Annotated in this window: 17 protein-coding genes; 9 read left to right on the forward strand and 8 right to left on the reverse strand. The window is 65.3% G+C overall.

Annotated elements, in window-relative coordinates; translation table 11 throughout:
• Positions 1–69: 69 nt before the first annotated feature.
• From MHY23_RS06830 to dut, 3 genes are all read right to left on the reverse strand, one after another.
• Positions 70–1,332, reverse strand: a complete 1,263-nt coding sequence (locus MHY23_RS06830) for a class I SAM-dependent RNA methyltransferase (protein WP_370645828.1) — start codon at positions 1,330–1,332, stop codon at positions 70–72.
• The gene (locus MHY23_RS06835; protein ID WP_239306937.1) at positions 1,333–2,355 is read right to left on the reverse strand and encodes a DUF3710 domain-containing protein; all 1,023 of its coding nucleotides are present in this window, start codon (positions 2,353–2,355) and stop codon (positions 1,333–1,335) included.
• Between the two features lie 75 nt (positions 2,356–2,430).
• Positions 2,431–2,913, reverse strand: coding sequence for a dUTP diphosphatase (dut, locus tag MHY23_RS06840; protein WP_269952668.1), 483 nt, complete (start codon positions 2,911–2,913; stop codon positions 2,431–2,433).
• 120 nt (positions 2,914–3,033) lie between these two features.
• Here dut and MHY23_RS06845 point away from each other — a divergent pair, with 120 nt between their 5' ends.
• A complete protein-coding gene (locus tag MHY23_RS06845; RefSeq protein ID WP_239306938.1) occupies positions 3,034–3,576 on the forward strand; it encodes a DUF3093 domain-containing protein in 543 nt (180 codons plus the stop codon).
• 81 nt (positions 3,577–3,657) lie between these two features.
• Here the strand turns inward: MHY23_RS06845 and MHY23_RS06850 are convergent, their stop codons facing one another.
• On the reverse strand, positions 3,658–3,951 hold the full coding sequence (locus tag MHY23_RS06850; protein ID WP_181888555.1) for a DUF4193 domain-containing protein: 294 nt from the start codon (positions 3,949–3,951) through the stop codon (positions 3,658–3,660).
• A 177-nt stretch (positions 3,952–4,128) separates the two neighbouring features.
• Between MHY23_RS06850 and ppgK the strand changes: the two genes are divergently transcribed.
• Together ppgK and MHY23_RS06860 are read left to right on the forward strand one after the other, a co-directional pair.
• On the forward strand, positions 4,129–4,887 hold the full coding sequence (ppgK, locus tag MHY23_RS06855) for a polyphosphate--glucose phosphotransferase (RefSeq protein WP_239306939.1): 759 nt from the start codon (positions 4,129–4,131) through the stop codon (positions 4,885–4,887).
• 165 nt (positions 4,888–5,052) lie between these two features.
• On the forward strand, positions 5,053–6,567 hold the full coding sequence (locus tag MHY23_RS06860) for an RNA polymerase sigma factor (protein ID WP_370645829.1): 1,515 nt from the start codon (positions 5,053–5,055) through the stop codon (positions 6,565–6,567).
• Positions 6,568–6,644: 77 nt separating this feature from the next.
• Here the strand turns inward: MHY23_RS06860 and MHY23_RS06865 are convergent, their stop codons facing one another.
• The 3 genes from MHY23_RS06865 to MHY23_RS06875 are packed head-to-tail and all read right to left on the reverse strand — an operon-like array spanning position 6,645 to position 9,340.
• Positions 6,645–7,274 carry a DUF4190 domain-containing protein gene (locus tag MHY23_RS06865; protein WP_239306941.1) on the reverse strand — a complete coding sequence of 210 codons (630 nt, stop codon included), beginning with the start codon at positions 7,272–7,274 and terminating at the stop codon, positions 6,645–6,647.
• 48 nt (positions 7,275–7,322) lie between these two features.
• Complete coding sequence (locus tag MHY23_RS06870; protein ID WP_181888559.1) at positions 7,323–9,089, reverse strand: DEAD/DEAH box helicase; 1,767 nt, start codon at positions 9,087–9,089, stop codon at positions 7,323–7,325.
• Complete coding sequence (locus MHY23_RS06875) at positions 9,086–9,340, reverse strand: DUF3039 domain-containing protein (RefSeq protein ID WP_063936916.1); 255 nt, start codon at positions 9,338–9,340, stop codon at positions 9,086–9,088. The genes MHY23_RS06870 and MHY23_RS06875 overlap by 4 nt, the downstream gene beginning before the upstream one ends.
• A gap of 51 nt (positions 9,341–9,391) precedes the next feature.
• Here MHY23_RS06875 and MHY23_RS06880 point away from each other — a divergent pair, with 51 nt between their 5' ends.
• From MHY23_RS06880 to galE, 6 genes are all read left to right on the forward strand, one after another.
• Positions 9,392–9,817: a DUF3099 domain-containing protein gene (locus tag MHY23_RS06880; RefSeq protein ID WP_239306942.1), complete on the forward strand. Its 426-nt coding sequence runs from the start codon at positions 9,392–9,394 to the stop codon at positions 9,815–9,817.
• A gap of 26 nt (positions 9,818–9,843) precedes the next feature.
• The gene (locus MHY23_RS06885; RefSeq protein WP_181888561.1) at positions 9,844–11,403 is read left to right on the forward strand and encodes a class I SAM-dependent methyltransferase; all 1,560 of its coding nucleotides are present in this window, start codon (positions 9,844–9,846) and stop codon (positions 11,401–11,403) included.
• A 16-nt stretch (positions 11,404–11,419) separates the two neighbouring features.
• On the forward strand, positions 11,420–11,854 hold the full coding sequence (gene dtd / locus MHY23_RS06890; protein ID WP_239306943.1) for a D-aminoacyl-tRNA deacylase: 435 nt from the start codon (positions 11,420–11,422) through the stop codon (positions 11,852–11,854).
• Positions 11,855–11,967: 113 nt separating this feature from the next.
• Entirely contained in the window at positions 11,968–12,969 is a 1,002-nt protein-coding gene (locus MHY23_RS06895) for a sigma-70 family RNA polymerase sigma factor (protein ID WP_181888563.1), read from the forward strand.
• A gap of 133 nt (positions 12,970–13,102) precedes the next feature.
• On the forward strand, positions 13,103–13,780 hold the full coding sequence (locus MHY23_RS06900) for a metal-dependent transcriptional regulator (RefSeq protein WP_239306944.1): 678 nt from the start codon (positions 13,103–13,105) through the stop codon (positions 13,778–13,780).
• A gap of 20 nt (positions 13,781–13,800) precedes the next feature.
• Positions 13,801–14,790, forward strand: a complete 990-nt coding sequence (gene galE / locus MHY23_RS06905) for a UDP-glucose 4-epimerase GalE (protein WP_239306945.1) — start codon at positions 13,801–13,803, stop codon at positions 14,788–14,790.
• Positions 14,791–14,797: 7 nt separating this feature from the next.
• Here galE and MHY23_RS06910 read toward each other — a convergent pair whose 3' ends face one another.
• Positions 14,798–15,985: a DUF4192 domain-containing protein gene (locus MHY23_RS06910; RefSeq protein WP_239306946.1), complete on the reverse strand. Its 1,188-nt coding sequence runs from the start codon at positions 15,983–15,985 to the stop codon at positions 14,798–14,800.
• Positions 15,986–16,083: the final 98 nt, after the last annotated feature.

The raw sequence follows: 16,083 nt of genomic DNA on the forward strand, positions 1-16,083 counted from the left end.
CGAATGGGCGCAGCTGCCGTTTCGTTCACGCTAGTTTACACGCTGGCTTTTAGACGAATTCTCGTCCCGCTACACCGCTTCAAGCACCGCGATCACTTCGAAGTGGTGGGTGTTCGGGAATGCGTCGATAAGCTTCATCTGCTTCACCGCGTAGCCGTGTTCGCCAAAACCCGCCAGGTCGCGAGCGAATGTGGCCGGGTCGCAGCCGACGTGGATGATGCGCTCGGGTGCCGCCTGGCCAATTGCACGGACCACCTCGGCGCCAGCGCCTGCGCGCGGCGGGTCCAGCACAACCAAACCCGGCGGTCGCTCCAGCTCGCCCACGACCGCCGCCGCATCGCCGTGGTGGACGCGCACATCGCAGGCGTCCGCGACCTGCTGGCGGCGGGAGGTTGCTGCGCTGGAGTAGTCCACCGACTCGATTCGGCCGCCGCCGAGCGCCTCGCTCATCGACGGCACGAACGCGCCGACACCGCCATAGAGGTCCCAGCCCACGCGGTTGGTGTACTCCCCCGCACCCCACTGCGCGATCACGTCCGAGTACGCCTCAGGGGCGCGCAGGTGCGCCTGCCAAAACGCAGTTGGTGGAAAGACGAAGTCGAACCCGCGCACGCGCTCCACCAGCTCACCTGGACCTTCAAGCACGCGCTCGACGCGCTCCACGCGGCGGCCGCGTTGCGCAGCCTGGGTCTCCACTACGTGGCGGGTGCCGTCGGCATCAACCGCAACGACAAGCTCGGCGCCGGGGGTGAACTTCTCGGCCTGTTCGCCCACGATGCCGTCAAGCAAGCCCGGCACCGGCTGGGTGCACGTCACTCCTGCGACAACGTCGGTGGAACGCGCCCGCCGCATGCCGGCGTTGCCCTGGCTGTCCACGCCAAGCCGGACGCGGGTGCGCCACCCGGTGACTGGCTGGAGCTGGACCGCCTCCACTGCACCAAGGTCGAGCGCGTCAAGCACCCCGGAGCGGGAAGAAAGCGCTCCAAGTTGTCCAAGCAGCACCTCGCGCTTGAACTCCAGCTGCGCATCTGCCTCGATATGGGAAAAGTCGCAGCACCCCGCGCCTGCGGCCGCCGCGGGGCAGGTGGGATCGACTCGGTGCGGCGACGGCTCAAGTACAGCGGTGGTCTCCGCGCGGGCCCAACGCTTCTTCACCTTCGTCAGCGTCGCCTCCACCGTGTCGTCGGGGATTGCGCCGCGGACGAACACCACGCGGCCGTCGGGCGCGTCGGCAATGCCTTCACCGCCGTGAGCCATGGCCCGGACATGCAAGCGCACCGGCTCCCCGACCGCGAGAGCGGGCGAGCCGGTGCCGTGCTGAAGCTCCGCCACTTACTCGGCAGCAGACGGGGTGTCGCCGCCTGCCTTCGTGCTGCCGCCGGCTGCGCGGCGCTCGCGCAGCTCCTGCAGCTGCTTCTGGTTCTCCGCGTTTTGGGCGATGATTTGCTTCAGCGCGTCGCTCAGGGCGTTCGGGTTACCCTCCGCCGGAGCCTGCGCGGACGCCTGACCCTGACGCGCCTTGGCCTCAGCCGCTGCCTGCACCTGCTGCGCCAGCTGCGCAGGAAGGACAACCTGCAGGGAGTTGCCGGCCAAAATCGGGTCCTCGCCGCGGTAGACGAAGGAGCGCGCGATGGTCTCGCGGCCGATCTCAGCGAGCTGGTCTTCAGACCCGGTCGGTGCTGCCAAGGTCACGCGGTAGAGCCAGCGCGGGCCCTCCACACCGATGATGCGGATGACGCCGTTTGAGCCGGTGCCCACGATCTCCTGACCCCACGGGCCCTGCTGGATCTCCACCGGCATGCCTTCGGCGCGCATGCCCTCAATGATCTCCTGCGAGGATTCCTCCCACAGGCCGCCGGTGCGCGGCGCGGCGAATGCCACCGGGGTAATGCGGCCGTAGCGGGTGACTACGTGGACCATCTTGGGGCCCTGTTCGCCCATCTCCACCTGCACCTGGGATTCCTTCGGCAGCGGGACGCGGATGGAACCGAGGTTCAGAGTGACGTTGGAAAAGTCCGAGAAGTCGAAGTCCTCGATGTCCACGTTGTCGCCGTCGAACGGGCCGGTGGAGCCGCCGACCGGGTCATAGTCCGTCAGCGCCTCCACACCAGCTGCGGCGGAAGCGACAGGTGCGGACGCGGGGGCAGCTTCCGGCTTTTCTTCCTGCTTTTCGACGGACTGTTCAACGGGCGAAGCTTCCTCAGCAGCCTCGATCTTCGGCGCTGCCTCAGGCTCGGCCGCGGGCTGGTCCTGCTCAGCCGCGGGCTGGTCCTGCTTCGGCTCGAGCGGCGAGGACTCTACAGGATTCTCCGGCTTCTGCTTCTTCTTTTTCTTGCCAAACGGCCAAAATGCCATCGGTGGTCACTCCCTAAATTGGTGGTCGCAGATGAGTGTAATTCTTGTGTTTGCGGTTACTGACTGTAGCCCGTGCTAGTGCGTGCCGGTCGAGCCGTACCCGCCCGCGCCGCGCTGTGTTTCGTCCAGCGCCTCAACCTCGGTGAAATCCACCAATTCCACGCGCTGAATCACCAGCTGCGCGATCCGCATGCCGCGGGTGATCTCGATCGGCTGGGATCGGTCGGTGTTGAGCAGGCAGACCTTCAACTCTCCGCGGTAGCCCGCGTCGATCGTGCCGGGCGTGTTGACGATGCTCAACCCGTGCTTGGCGGCCATGCCGGAGCGCGGGTGGATCAGGCCGACCGTTCCCACCGGCAGCGCGATTGCCACACCGGTGGCCACCAACGCCCGCTCCCCCGGCTGCAACACCAGATCTACTGCGGAATACAGGTCCGCGCCGGCGTCCTCCGGATGTGCGCGCATCGGCATTGGCAGCTCCGGATCAAGGCGCTTGACTGGAATCGGCGGGAGCGGATCGCCACCGTAGGTGCTGTACGTGCTGTTTTGGTTCTCCACCCGCCCCACACTACGTCAGTGCCGCTCCGGCAGCGCTACTTCGTCGGGGCACTGCGCCGGGCTCCCCCGTTGCTGCCGCGCAAGTATGTCCCTGCGTTTGCCCCGCCTATTGTGGAATGCGTGAGTGAGACCGCTTCGACCCCTTCAAACCCCGGCTCCGAGAATGCAGCACCGGCTGCGACGGCACCTCAGGCAAAGGTGTTGTACACGGAGCGCCAGTGGGTGCCTTGGTATTGGTGGGCTGCCCTCGCCGGGCTCGCTCTGCTGCTCGCCGGGCAGTTGGGCCTCAACCGCAACGTGTGGTGGTTCGCAGTTCCGCTAGTGCTGTTCACTGCCCTATTCGCGTGGTTTTTGTTCTGGCTGTCGCGCACCACCGTCTCCGTTGAACAGGATCCGGACGGCACGCGCTGGCTGCTCGTAGACGACGCGAACCTGCCCAACACAGTAGTTTCACGCTCGATGGTGGTGCCGGGTTCCGCCCGCCAGAATGCGTTGGGGCGCCAGCTGGATCCGGCAGCGTATTTGGTCTCGCGCCCCTGGGTCAGCGAACACGTGCTGATCGTCTTGGACGACCCGGAGGACCCCACCCCGTACTGGCTGGTCTCCTCGAAGAACCCCGAAGCGGTGCTGGCGGCCTTCGCGCCAGGCACTACCGCCGGGTAGCCCGGAGCGTCACAGCAGACAACAAAGGGCGGCGCCATCTGTCGGGATGGGGCCGCCCTTTAGCCGTCGATAAGCAGCTGCCTACTCGCAGTCGAGGCAGATCTTGGAACCGTCTTCCTCGGTGTAGGCGAGGCGCTTGTTCTTCTGCACGAGGAAGCAGGACGCGCAGGTGAACTCGTCGTCCTGGCGCGGCTTGACCTCGACGTTGAGTTCTTCGCCGGAGAGGTCCTGGGTCGGAGGCTCCACCGGTTCCACGATCTCGCCATCGTCGTCCATGCTGCTGCCAGCTACTTCAGCAGCCTTGAGACCTTCCAAGGAGTCGGTCTCAATCTCGTCGTCCATGCGGCGGCGAGGCGCGTCGTAATCGGTGGCCATGGTGTGTGTCCTCCAGCTCAGCGTGGTCGCCCCGGGAGGGGCCTGAATGTCGTTATTTGAGCGGAATACTAGGTCAAACACATAGCCCTGTCATCTTTCCTGCTCAGAAGCAGAAAACTTCAGTCGCGATGCGCAGTAGCAAGGCGGAACTGCCGTGACGTTTGTACACTTCACTGCATGACAGAACAGGCCCTAGGTTTCGGCGTTGATGTGGGCGGCTCCGGCGTGAAGGGGGCCGTAGTGGATCTGCGCACCGGCGATTTCGTGAGCGAACGCGTGAAGATTGCTACGCCGCAACCGGCAACGCCGGAAGCGGTGGCCGAAGTGGTCGCGCAAATTGTCCGGCAGTGCGATTGGGACGGCCCCGTCGGGGTCACCCTCCCCTCCGTGGTGACCCAGCAGGTCGCGCGCACCGCGGCCAACATCGATGCATCGTGGGTGGGTACCAATGTGCACGACCTGTTCACCCAAGCGCTGGGCCGCGATGCCGTCTCTGTGCTCAACGACGCGGACGCGGCCGGCATCGCCGAGGTGGCCTTCGGCGATGAGGCCGCCCGCAAGGGGGCAGTCATCTTCCTCACCTTCGGCACCGGCATCGGGTCGGCGTTTCTCATGGACGGCACAGTGTTCCCCAACACCGAACTCGGGCACATGCTTATCGACGGCACCGAGGCAGAGCACCTCGCCTCCTCCGCGGCAAAAGACCGGGAGGAGTTGAGCTTCAAGAAGTGGGCCAAACGCGTGGATAAGGTGCTCCACGAGTACGACCGGTTGTTCAACCCGGCCGCGTTCATCGTCGGTGGCGGGATTTCCCGCCATTCCGAAAAGTGGGTCCCATTGCTCACGGTGGACACCCCGGTTGTTCCAGCAGCGTTGCGCAACCGTGCAGGAATCGTGGGGGCAGCGATGGCCGCCCAGAACCATGTCGCACCGTAGACCAGCCTGAAGGTTGTTGTACGGTGGTTGCCGTTAAACGGTCAGTCCGCGGGGGAAGGAATACTCCGCTCGGACGACTGTTAATATTGGCGTTCTGAAAATTTCGGGACGCATACGTACCCTGGATTGCCAGTGGTAAGGTCCGATTGACTCGAAAGGGCGTACGTGGTAGCCAGCCAAGCTTCAAGCAACAGTGCCGACGACGTGACTGCGGTTTCGTCCGACGGCGGCGCAGGCAGCGTTGCCAAGTCCAGCGCGAAAAAGACAGCCAAGAAAGCTGCGAAGAAATCCGCGAAGAAGACCGCCAAAAAGACGGTGAAGAAGGCAGCTAAGAAGACTGCGAAGAAGACCGCAAAGAAGTCTGCCAAGAAAACCGCCAAGAAGACGACGGCGAAGAAGGCCACAGCGAAAAAGGCGACCAAGGCCGCGAAAAGCGCCGCGGGCGATGCCGACGAGCTGGACGACGAGCTTCAGTCTGTCACCGGCGGCGCGGACGAATTAGACGATCAGGATTCTGACCGCGATGACGCGGATTACGATGCGGAGATCGGCGACGATGACGATGCCTTCGACGAGGATATCGACGGTGCTCTCGGCGACGACAGCGACGATGACGACGACCTCGGCGAAGACGGCGACGATGACGAGGACGAAGAAGAAGACGAGGACGAGGGCTCCTCTGTCTGGGACATCGAGGAATCTGCCGCGCTGCGCCAGGCGCGCAAGGATGCGCAGCTGACCGCCTCGGCCGACTCGGTGCGCGCCTACCTCAAGCAGATCGGCAAGGTTGCCCTGCTCGATGCTGAGCAGGAGGTGTCCCTGGCCAAGCGCATCGAGGCTGGGCTGTACGCGCAGTACCGCCTCGACGAGATGGCGCGCGCCGCCGCGGAGGGCGACAAGGACGCCAAGCTCACCCCGGCGGTGAAGCGCGATCTGCGCGCAGTGGCGCGCGACGGCCGGAAGGCGAAGAACCACCTGCTGGAGGCGAACCTTCGTCTGGTGGTCTCCCTTGCGAAGCGCTACACCGGCCGCGGCATGGCGTTTCTGGACCTGATCCAGGAGGGCAACCTCGGCCTGATTCGCGCCGTGGAGAAGTTCGACTACTCCAAGGGCTACAAGTTCTCCACCTACGCCACCTGGTGGATCCGCCAGGCCATCACCCGTGCGATGGCGGACCAGGCGCGCACCATCCGTATCCCGGTGCACATGGTCGAGGTCATCAACAAGCTCGGCCGTATCCAGCGCGAGCTGCTGCAGGATCTCGGACGCGAGCCCACGCCGCTTGAGCTGGCGAAGGAAATGGACATTACCGAGGAGAAGGTCCTCGAGATCCAGCAGTACGCCCGCGAGCCGATCTCCCTCGACCAGACCATCGGCGACGAGGGCGACAGCCAGCTCGGCGACTTCATCGAGGACTCCGAGGCTGTCGTGGCGGTGGACGCGGTGTCCTTCACCCTGCTGCAGGACCAATTGCAGGACGTGCTGCACACCCTGTCCGAGCGCGAGGCCGGCGTTGTGCGCCTGCGCTTCGGGCTTACCGACGGCATGCCGCGCACCCTCGACGAGATCGGCCAGGTTTACGGCGTGACGCGCGAGCGCATCCGACAGATCGAGTCCAAGACCATGTCGAAGCTGCGCCACCCGTCGCGCTCCCAGGTGCTGCGCGACTACCTGGACTAACAGCCCGGATCTCCCCCGAAACGCGTAGACGCCCCGACCGATCGTGGTCGGGGCGTTAGCCGTCGAAAAGCAAGTGCCTAGTTGTTCAGGCTCTTTTCAACCTCGTCTTCGATACAGGTCTTGTACTGCTCGTTATCGCCTTGGAACTGCTCGCACGCCTCCATGACTCCGTCGTCCAAGAGCTGCTTCGCCAAGGAGATGCCGAAGATGAGCATCAGCGCGGACAGAATGGTGGCGATTGCACCCATGACGATGCCGGAGATTGCCATGCCTTTGCGGGAACCTGGGCCAACGATGGAGTTGGCCTTCTTCACACCGACGATGCCCAGAATCAGCGCGATCACGCCGAGGATGAGGCCCGGGAAAAGGAAGAGCAGGCCCAGCAAGGACAGGATGCCCAGGATCATCGCTGCGAGGGCGACACCGTTGTTCTGCTGGGGCGGTGCTGCCTCGTAGCCGTACGACGTCGGCGGCTGGTTGTAGTTGCTGCCGGCCATGCCGTAACCGGCGTGGCCAGGCTCGCCGCGGGTGTAGTCCGGCTGCAGCTGCTCGGGGGCGGTGTAGTCGCCATAGTTGGAAACGCCCTCCGGGTGGCCGCCAGCAGGGTTGGTGCCGTACTGGCCGCCACCGTAGGGGTTTTCACCGTACGGGTTCTGGCCGTTCGGATTTTGACCGTTCGGGTTCTGGCCGTTGTAAGGGGTGCTCATCACAATTCCTTTCGTTTCATTGCGGTGCACGCCACCCTACCGGTGGGGCTACCAGTCTCGCAGGAAGGCGATGCGCTCGCGCAGCTGCTCGGCGTTGCACAGCGCGGTGGGCGGCCCGCCGCAGGCTTTGCGCACCTCCGTGTGGATCGCGCCGTGGGGCCGGCCGGTCTTCCCGGCGGCGATGGCCACACGGGCGTTGAGCTCCTTGCGCAGCGCGGGGATTTCGTCCGCGGCGGTTGTGGCGTTAGAGGCAGCTGCCGCTTCCTCTGCCGGGACGGGCTTCTTCACCGGCTCGCCAAGCACCTCCGCACGCTCGCGGGCCTTGCGCTCCTCTGCCCTGCGCGCCCGCTCCTCGGCGTCGCGGGCATCCAGTTGGTCGCTTTGCCGCTTGGCCAACAACGTTCGCACCTGGTCGGCGTCGAGCAGGCCGGGCAGGCCGAGGAAGTCCTGCTCTTCGGCGGAGCCTGCTTGGGTGGGCGTGCCGTAAGTCGAGCCGTCGAAAATCAGCGAGTCCAGCTCGGCGGACGCGCCGATGGATTCGTAGGACGGCATGTCGTCCGGCTCGGTCTGCGTGCGGTTTGCTTGATCCAGCAGCTCGTCGGACCAGCCGGATTCTCGGTGAGGTTTGCCCAGGACGTGGTCGCGCGAGACCTCCATCTCCTCCGCCAGTCGCAGCAGCACCGGCACGGAGGGCAGAAACACGGAGGCGGACTCGCCCGGCATGCGGGAGCGCACGAAACGGCCGATCGCCTGCGCGAAAAACAGCGGGGTGGACGCTGAGGTGGCGTAGACGCCAACTGACAGGCGCGGCACGTCCACGCCCTCGGAGACCATGCGCACCGCAACCATCCACTCGTCGCGGGAGGCGGAGAACTCGTCGATACGCTCCGACGCTCCCGGCTCGTCGGACAGCACCACAGTGACCGGGGTGTTGGACAATGTCCCCAGGATCTTCGCGTAGGCGCGGGCGGTGGTCTTGTTCGTGGCAATGACCAACCCGCCGGCGTCCGGCATGTTGGCGCGGATCTTCATCAACCTGGTGTGCGCCGCGGAGAGCACAGCCGCGATCCAGTCGCCCTTCGGGTCCAACGCGGTGCGCCAGGCGCGGGTGGTTTGCTCGGCGTTGAGCGGCTCGCCAAGGCGGGCGGAATACTCCTCGCCCGCCGAGTCTTTCCACTGCGCCTCGCCGGAGTACGCGAGGAAGACCACGGGGCGCACCACGCCGTCGGCAAGCGCGTGCGAGTAGCCGTAGGTGTAGTCGGCCTCCGAGACTAGGTGGCCCTCGCCGTCCTCGACGTAGCGCACGAACGGGATCTGCGAGTCGTCGGAGCGGAACGGCGTGCCGGTGAGCGCCAGGCGGTGCTCGACGTCGTTGTAGGCCTCGTAGACACCGTCGCCCCAGCTCTTGGAGTCGCCGGCGTGGTGGATCTCATCCAAGATCACCAGCGTGCGGCGGGCGGAAGCCACAGCGTGGTGTTTGAAGGGGTGCATGCCCACCTGCGCGTAGGTGACCACGATGCCGTCGTAGGAAGCGTTGACGGCAGACGAGTTGGTGAAGTTCGGGTCCAACGACAGCCCGAAGCGTTTCGCCGCGTCGGACCACTGATGCTTCAGGTGCTCCGTTGGCACCACCACGATGATGCGCTGGACGGTCTTGTCCTCTTTCAGGCGAGAGGCCAGGGTGAGCGCGAAGGTGGTTTTGCCCGCGCCAGGGGTTGCCACGGCCATGAAGTCGCGCGGCTTGTCGCGGAGAAACGAATCAAGGGCCTCCTGCTGCCATTTGCGCAGCTGGGGCCCAGAAGTCGCGGCGGTCACTTGCGGCGCAGCCCCTTGTAGATCCGCTCGCAGTCAGGGCAAACCGGGGACCCGGGCTTGGCCTGCTTTTTCACCGGGAAGGTCTCGCCGCACAGCGCCACCACCATTTTTCCGGAGATGGCGGAATCGACGATCTGGTCCTTCTTCACGTAGTGGAAGAACTTGGGGGTGCCGTCGTCCGTGGTCGACGAGGTGTCTTCCCTGAGGTCCGGGCGCTCGAGCGTCTTCGTCGTCGTATTCACGGCAACCATCATGCCCCAATTTGGGCGAGAGGTTAAGCCGGAGGGCTAACCTCAGAGTTCATGAGCGCCAACGACCACACATCCACCGGGCGCGCCTCCCGCCACTCACGCCGGGGCAGGAAATCCCGCGCGCTGATCACGGACGCTTCCTACACCCCGGAGCAAAACAGGCAGTCGCGCGAGAAGCAGTACGCCGTCTTGCAGGGGTTGCGCCTGCCGTTCATCGTCGCGGCGGTGGCCGCGGCGTGGGCGAACTGGTGGGTGCTCGCCGGCATTTTGTTCGTGGTGTCTGTCCCGCTGCCGTGGATCGCCGTCGTGCGCGGCAACGCGCAGGGCGAGGTCCGGGATACCCGTCAGAAGAATGTGTACAAGCCGGCGGTGGCGCGCCAGGAGCAGCAGATGCTGGCGCAGCAGCAACGCACGGCGCTGGATTCGGCGGAGAAGGACCGGTCTAGCTCCCCCGCTATCATCGACCACGACGAATAGCCCCCTCGCACCGCAGGAGTTTTTGCGTGACTGCCCCAGATGATCTCTCCCCTCACCTTCCCGCAGTTGCCCAGGCGCTTGCCGCAGAACTCGACGCGGCGGGTTTCAGCGCCGACGGCGTCGCGGCCCACCTCGGCCCGGAGGCGACCGAGGCGCTCTACCGCCGTGAGCCGGGTGTCGTTCTGGCGGCGTGTTCCGACGACGCGCGCTTGTCGCGCCTGATCCGGTTCTTCCTGCTGCGCCGCCCCGCCACAGCGGAGGCGTTGAGCGACATGCTCACCCCGAAACTTGCGCTTTCGCTTATCGACGACCACCTGGTCCTGCCCGTCGCCGACTCGTCCACGTACCGCATCGCCGTTGACGTGCGCCCCCACGTGGTGGCCGGCAAGCCGAGGCTGGTGCTCTCCGACCTCGACGCGTCCATGACGGACCACGTCCCGGGCCGCGACCACGTCCTCGGCGTCGGCTCGGCGTCGCTGTCGCTGCTGTCCGCGACACCGTGCACTCCGGTGGATTCGGTGCTGGATTTGGGCACCGGCTCCGGCATCCAGGCGCTCGCGCAGGCGGACGCCGCCACGCGCGTGGTGGCCACGGACGTCCACGCCCGCGCGCTGCAGTTCGCCGAGGCGACCATGCGGGCGAACGGGGTGGACAACGTGGAGTTGCGCGAGGGCGCATGGTTCGAGCCGGTGCAAGGCGAGAGATTCGACCGCATCGTGGCCAACCCGCCGTTTGTGGTGGGGCTACCGGAGGTGGGGCATGTCTACCGCGATTCTGGTTTGGACCTCGACGGCGCAACTGAGCTGGTGCTCGGCCAGGCGCCGGAGCACCTCGCCGAGGGCGGCCGCGCGTTCATCCTTGGTTCGTGGGTGCATGTGCTCGACCAGTCCTGGCAGGCCAGGGTCGCGTCCTGGCTGCCGTCCCACGGCGTGAGCGCCTGGGTGCTGCAGCGCGATGTGGTCGATCCCGGCATGTACGTCTCCACGTGGCTGCGCGACGAATCCATCGATCCGCGCTCTGACGAGGGCGTCGCGCGCACCGTGCAGTGGCTGGACCACTTTGCCGACAACGACGTCCACGCAGTGGGCTTCGGCTGGATCCTCCTGGAAGACATCGGCGACGCTCCCAGCGAGATCACCTGCGAGGAACTGTCCCAGCCGTTCACAGACCCGCTCGGCCCGGAAGCGGAAGAGTACTTCACCCGCACCGCCTGGCTGCGCGGCAAGGACCGCGACGACGTCCTCGACGCGAACTATGTGGTCCGGCCGACGGTAGCGCTGGAAGACATCAAGCTCGCCGACACCGAGCTCGGGATGGGGTTCGCCGATGAAACACTGCGCATCACCCGCACCGACGGGCCGCGGTTTTCCCACACCATCGACGCTGGCATCCTCTCGCTGATCTCGGGACTGCACCCGAACGGACTGCCGTTACGGGACGTTGTCAGCCTGTACGCGGCATCGCGCGGGCTGGGGCAACCGGAGGACGTCGACAAGCTTGAAGCGGATGCGGCGGGCGCTGTGGTTGACCTTGTGCGCCACGGGCTGATCCTTCCCGCTGAAATTGCGCAATTGACTCACCTTTAAACAGAACGGAGCAGCAATGAAAGCAGTACTCACGCGTGTGACAAGCGCGTCCGTGACCGTGGACGGCGAGACCGTCGGTGCGATCGACTGTCCCGACACCGGCGGGATCCTCGCTCTCGTCGGCGCGGGCCGCGAGGACGCGGACGATGCGTGGGAGACGGTTGCGCGCAAGATCGCGGAACTGCGCATTCTCGACGGCGAACGGTCGGTGGAGGATGCTGGCGCTCCGGTGCTGCTGGTCAGCCAGTTCACGTTGATGGGCCGCACGGCGAAAGGACGGCGCCCGTCCTGGAGCGACGCTGCACCTGGCGACGTCGCGGAACCGGTGATCGGCAATATTGCCGAGGCACTGCGCTCGCGCGGCATCCACGTCGAGGAAGGCCGATTTGGTGCGCATATGCAGGTCGAAAGCGTCAACGACGGTCCCTTCACCGTGATCGTCGAAGCGTGACCTGAATATATTTCCCGCGGGCGGGAACACTGGGCGACAGCTGAACGTTGCCCATCTAGACTGCCCAGCTGTCCCACCCAGCTTTTCCACCTAGTCCGAGGAGGCGTTGCCACATGACCCAACCGGATCACGCTGCACAGGGAACCAAGGAATCCGAAGAGACCGTCGACCGCGGTAGCCGGAGGAACCAGACCAACGACAACCCTTCTGCGGACCTGGTCCGCGTCTACCTCAACGGCATCGGCAAGACTGCTCTGCTCAACGCTGAGGAGGAGGTCGAGCTCGCCCAGCAGATCGAGGTCGGCCTGTACGCGCAGCGCCTGTTGGACGACCCGGAGGTGAAGCTGACCCGCGCGAAGAAGCGCGACCTGAAGATTCTGGCGAAGGAAGGCCGCAAGGCCCGCGCCCACCTGTTGGAGGCGAACCTGCGCCTCGTGGTGTCCCTGGCCAAGCGCTACACCGGCCGCGGTATGCCGCTTCTGGACCTCATCCAGGAAGGCAACCTGGGCCTGATCCGCGCGATGGAGAAGTTCGACTACTCCAAGGGCTTCAAGTTCTCCACCTACGCCACGTGGTGGATCCGTCAGGCGATCACTCGCGGTATGGCGGACCAGTCCCGCACGATCCGCCTCCCAGTCCATCTGGTGGAGCAGGTGAACAAGCTCTCCCGAATCCGCCGCGAGATGTACCAGTCCCTGGGCCGCGAACCAACGAATGAGGAGCTGGCGGAAGAATCCGGCATCGAAGAATCCAAGATTGAGATGCTGCTGCGCCAGTCGCGCGACCCGGTGAGCTTGGACATGCCGGTCGGCGCGGACGAGGAAGCGCCGTTGGGCGACTTCATCGAGGACGCCGAGGCCACCGATGCGGAGGACGCGGTGGTGACCACCCTGCGCCACGACGATATCGAGGACATCATCAACGGCCTCGAGCAGCGCGAGCAGGACGTTATCCGCATGCGCTACGGCCTAACCGACGGTGTGCCGCGCACCCTGGACCAGATCGGCCGCCAGTTCGGCCTGTCGCGCGAGCGCGTCCGCCAGATTGAGCGTGAGGTCATGGCGAAGCTGCGCGCCGGGGAGCGCGCCGACCGCCTGCGCGATTACGCGCTTTAAGCGGCGCTGCCCTCCGCAGTTTTTCAGCCCAGCACCTTCAGGTTCACCGGTACAGCCACAGGTGCTGGGCTAAAGTATTGCCACATGGTTTTCGGACCTCTAACCAGCACCGCGATTGGAAGGGAGCATCACAGTGCGTGATCTCGTTGACACCACAGAGATGTATCTGCGCACCGTCTACGAACTGGAAGAGGAAGGCATTACGCCGCTGCGCGCGCGAATCGCAGAGCGCCTCGAGCAGTCCGGCCCCACCGTCTCGCAGACGGTTGCGCGCATGGAGCGCGACGGTCTGATGGTGGTCGAGCACGACCGCTCCCTGTCGCTGACCGAGGAAGGGCGCCGGCGAGCCACCGCCGTGATGCGCAAGCACCGTCTTGCGGAACGCCTGCTTACCGACGTACTGAAGTTGGACCTCGCCCAGGTTCACGACGAGGCGTGCCGGTGGGAGCACGTGATGAGCGAAGATGTGGAGCGCCGGGTTGTCGCGGTGCTGGACAACGCTGAGCGCTCCCCCTTCGGCAACCCGATCCCCGCACTCGACGAGCTCGGTGTAAATGCCGGCACCGCCGATCAAGTGGGCACCCGAGCCAGCGATCTGCGTCTGAAAGAACCGGCGCGCGCGAAGGTGGTGCAGATAAGCGAGATCCTGCAAGACGGAGCATTGCCGAAATCCGCAGGCCAGCTTGTGGGACAAACGGTGGATCTGCACCCACTGGAGGACGGCGCGCTGGAAGTCTCCACCGATGAGGGTGAGACTTTCGTTCTCACTGCGGATGTCTCGCACGCCCTGCGCGTGGAGCGCGAAGACTAGCCAGCACGGAAAGGACTGCCATGAAGCTTGTTGTCACCGGCGGCGCCGGCTACGTGGGCAGCGTATGCGCTGCCACCCTGCTCGAAGCGGGACACGAAGTGATCGTCGTGGACGATCTGTCCACCGGCAACCGTTACGCCGTTCCGGAAGGCGCCACGTTTGTCGAAGGTGAGATCCGCGACGTCATCGACGATGTGCTCGCCGCAGACGGCGCCGCACCGGTGGACGGCGTGCTGCATTTTGCGGCGAGGTCCCTTGTCGGCGAGTCCATGGAGGACCCCGCCAAGTACTGGCACGGCAACCTCGACGTTTCGCTGGCTCTGCTCGATGCGATGCGCCGCCACGGTGTGAATTCGCTGGTCTTTTCCTCCACTGCCGCCACCTACGGAGAGCCTGACGTGGTGCCGATTACGGAGGACGCTCCCACCCGGCCGACCAACCCGTACGGCGCGACGAAGTTGGCCATCGATGACGCCATCACCTCTTACTGCAACGCCTACGGCCTTGGCGCGACCAGCCTGCGCTACTTCAACGTCGCCGGCGCGTACAACGGCATCGGCGAAAACCACATCACGGAGACGCACCTGATCCCCATCGTGCTGCAGGTGGCAATGGGCTACCGCGACAAGATCATGATGTACGGCGACGACTGGCCCACGAAGGATGGCACGTGCGTGCGCGATTACATCCATATCCGGGACCTCGCAGACGCGCACGTGCTCGCGCTTGAAGCCAACTCCCCCGGCACGCACCAGATATACAACTTGGGCTCCGGCGACGGGTACTCCGTTCGCGAGGTGGTCGAGGTTTGCCGCGAGGTCACCGGCCACCCAATCCCGGCGGAGGTGGCGCCGCGCCGTGCAGGCGACCCGGCGACGCTGATCGCGTCCTCGGAGAAGATCCGCGACGCCCTCGGATGGAACCCGACGCGGACGCAGCTGCGCACCATCGTCGAAGACGCCTGGGAGTTCACCCGCCAGCTCGGGGACCGGTCGCATTCCGCACGCTAGACGCGCATTATCCCTCGAGCTCACTCCAGGTGTCCAGGCACCCCTGGCGACACAGCTCGAGTAGTGAATGGCCCTGCCCGATGTCCAACACGCCGCCCAACAACGCGGTCAAGTTGTGCCCCGGCAGCTCCCCCTCTGCACACTCCAGCGCCGCGCTGGCCCAACCGATGAGTCCCTGCGACAAGGCGATCATGGCCCACAGGCACAGCGCGTTCGCCCTGATTTCCCCGCGGAAATTGCGCGCGATGGTCAACAGCACCGCTCCGGCCGCCCGCGGGCGTTCCAGCGCGTCGAGAATGAGGAAGTCGCGCAATCTACTTCCAGACAGCATGGCGGCGAACAGCTCGACGTCGTCCTGGCTGGTAAACACATCGTCGATAATGAGGCTGCCGTCGATGTCGATCAGCCCCGCGTTCGGCGCGGCGGCGTAGACGCTACATGCTCTCTTGATCTGGACCCGCGCGGCTTTCGGAGCCATCTTCACCAGTTGGAACAATTCAGCGCCGCGCGTGTACGCGGCGGGCGCGAGAGTCTCCCCTGTCTCCACATCAGGCTCGAAGACCGGGGCAAAGTGGGAGAACACTTCGCCCTTGTGCAGCTCCGGCAGCACTCCGTGGTCGATCAACGGGCGCATCGGTTCTGCCGCTGCCACCGAGGTCACCGTGCCTTGCTCGTAGCCCGCGCTCCATTCCCAGACTGCACTGGCGGTGTCCGGGTCGGGTCCGAACACCAACTGGTAGTGCGTGCCGTCGGCGATTTCGGAGACGATCCAGCAGGCTTCGACGATCTCGCCGAATGCGTCCGCCGCCATTCGCAACCCTTCCGCAGCCACCGCAACCATTTGGGACCCCGGCACCCGCGTGACAATTACGGCAAAGGTGGCCACATGTCGGGCGAGAGGGATGCGTTGCAGCGCGCGTTGAATACTTTCGGTGCTTCCCACATCGGCGTCGAGGTAGGCCCCGATCTCCAAGGTCGGTGAAGCTCCCGGTGGGCTGTACGTGTTGATGAGCACCACTGCCTCGTTTGGGAAGTAGCCGAGCGCGGCCGGGATGGAGGCGATGAGTTGTGCCGGCGAGCGGAGCAACTGCGCGCTCGGGCACGGCGAGATCGGGCTGGTCGGATGGTTTGTTTCGTGCGGTTGTGGCTGAATATCCATAACTGTTAGACGCTCGAAGGGGCGCACCGGTTCCATGCGGGAGCGAAGTTTTCTTCACACCTCTTCGTACGCAACCCTTAAGGCCGTGGGTGCCAACTTCCGGTTGCGGGTCGGGCACAATGGAATATTCCGCG

This window comes from Corynebacterium sp. ACRQP (assembly GCF_022345915.1).
In the GTDB taxonomy this organism is placed as follows: domain Bacteria; phylum Actinomycetota; class Actinomycetes; order Mycobacteriales; family Mycobacteriaceae; genus Corynebacterium; species Corynebacterium lehmanniae.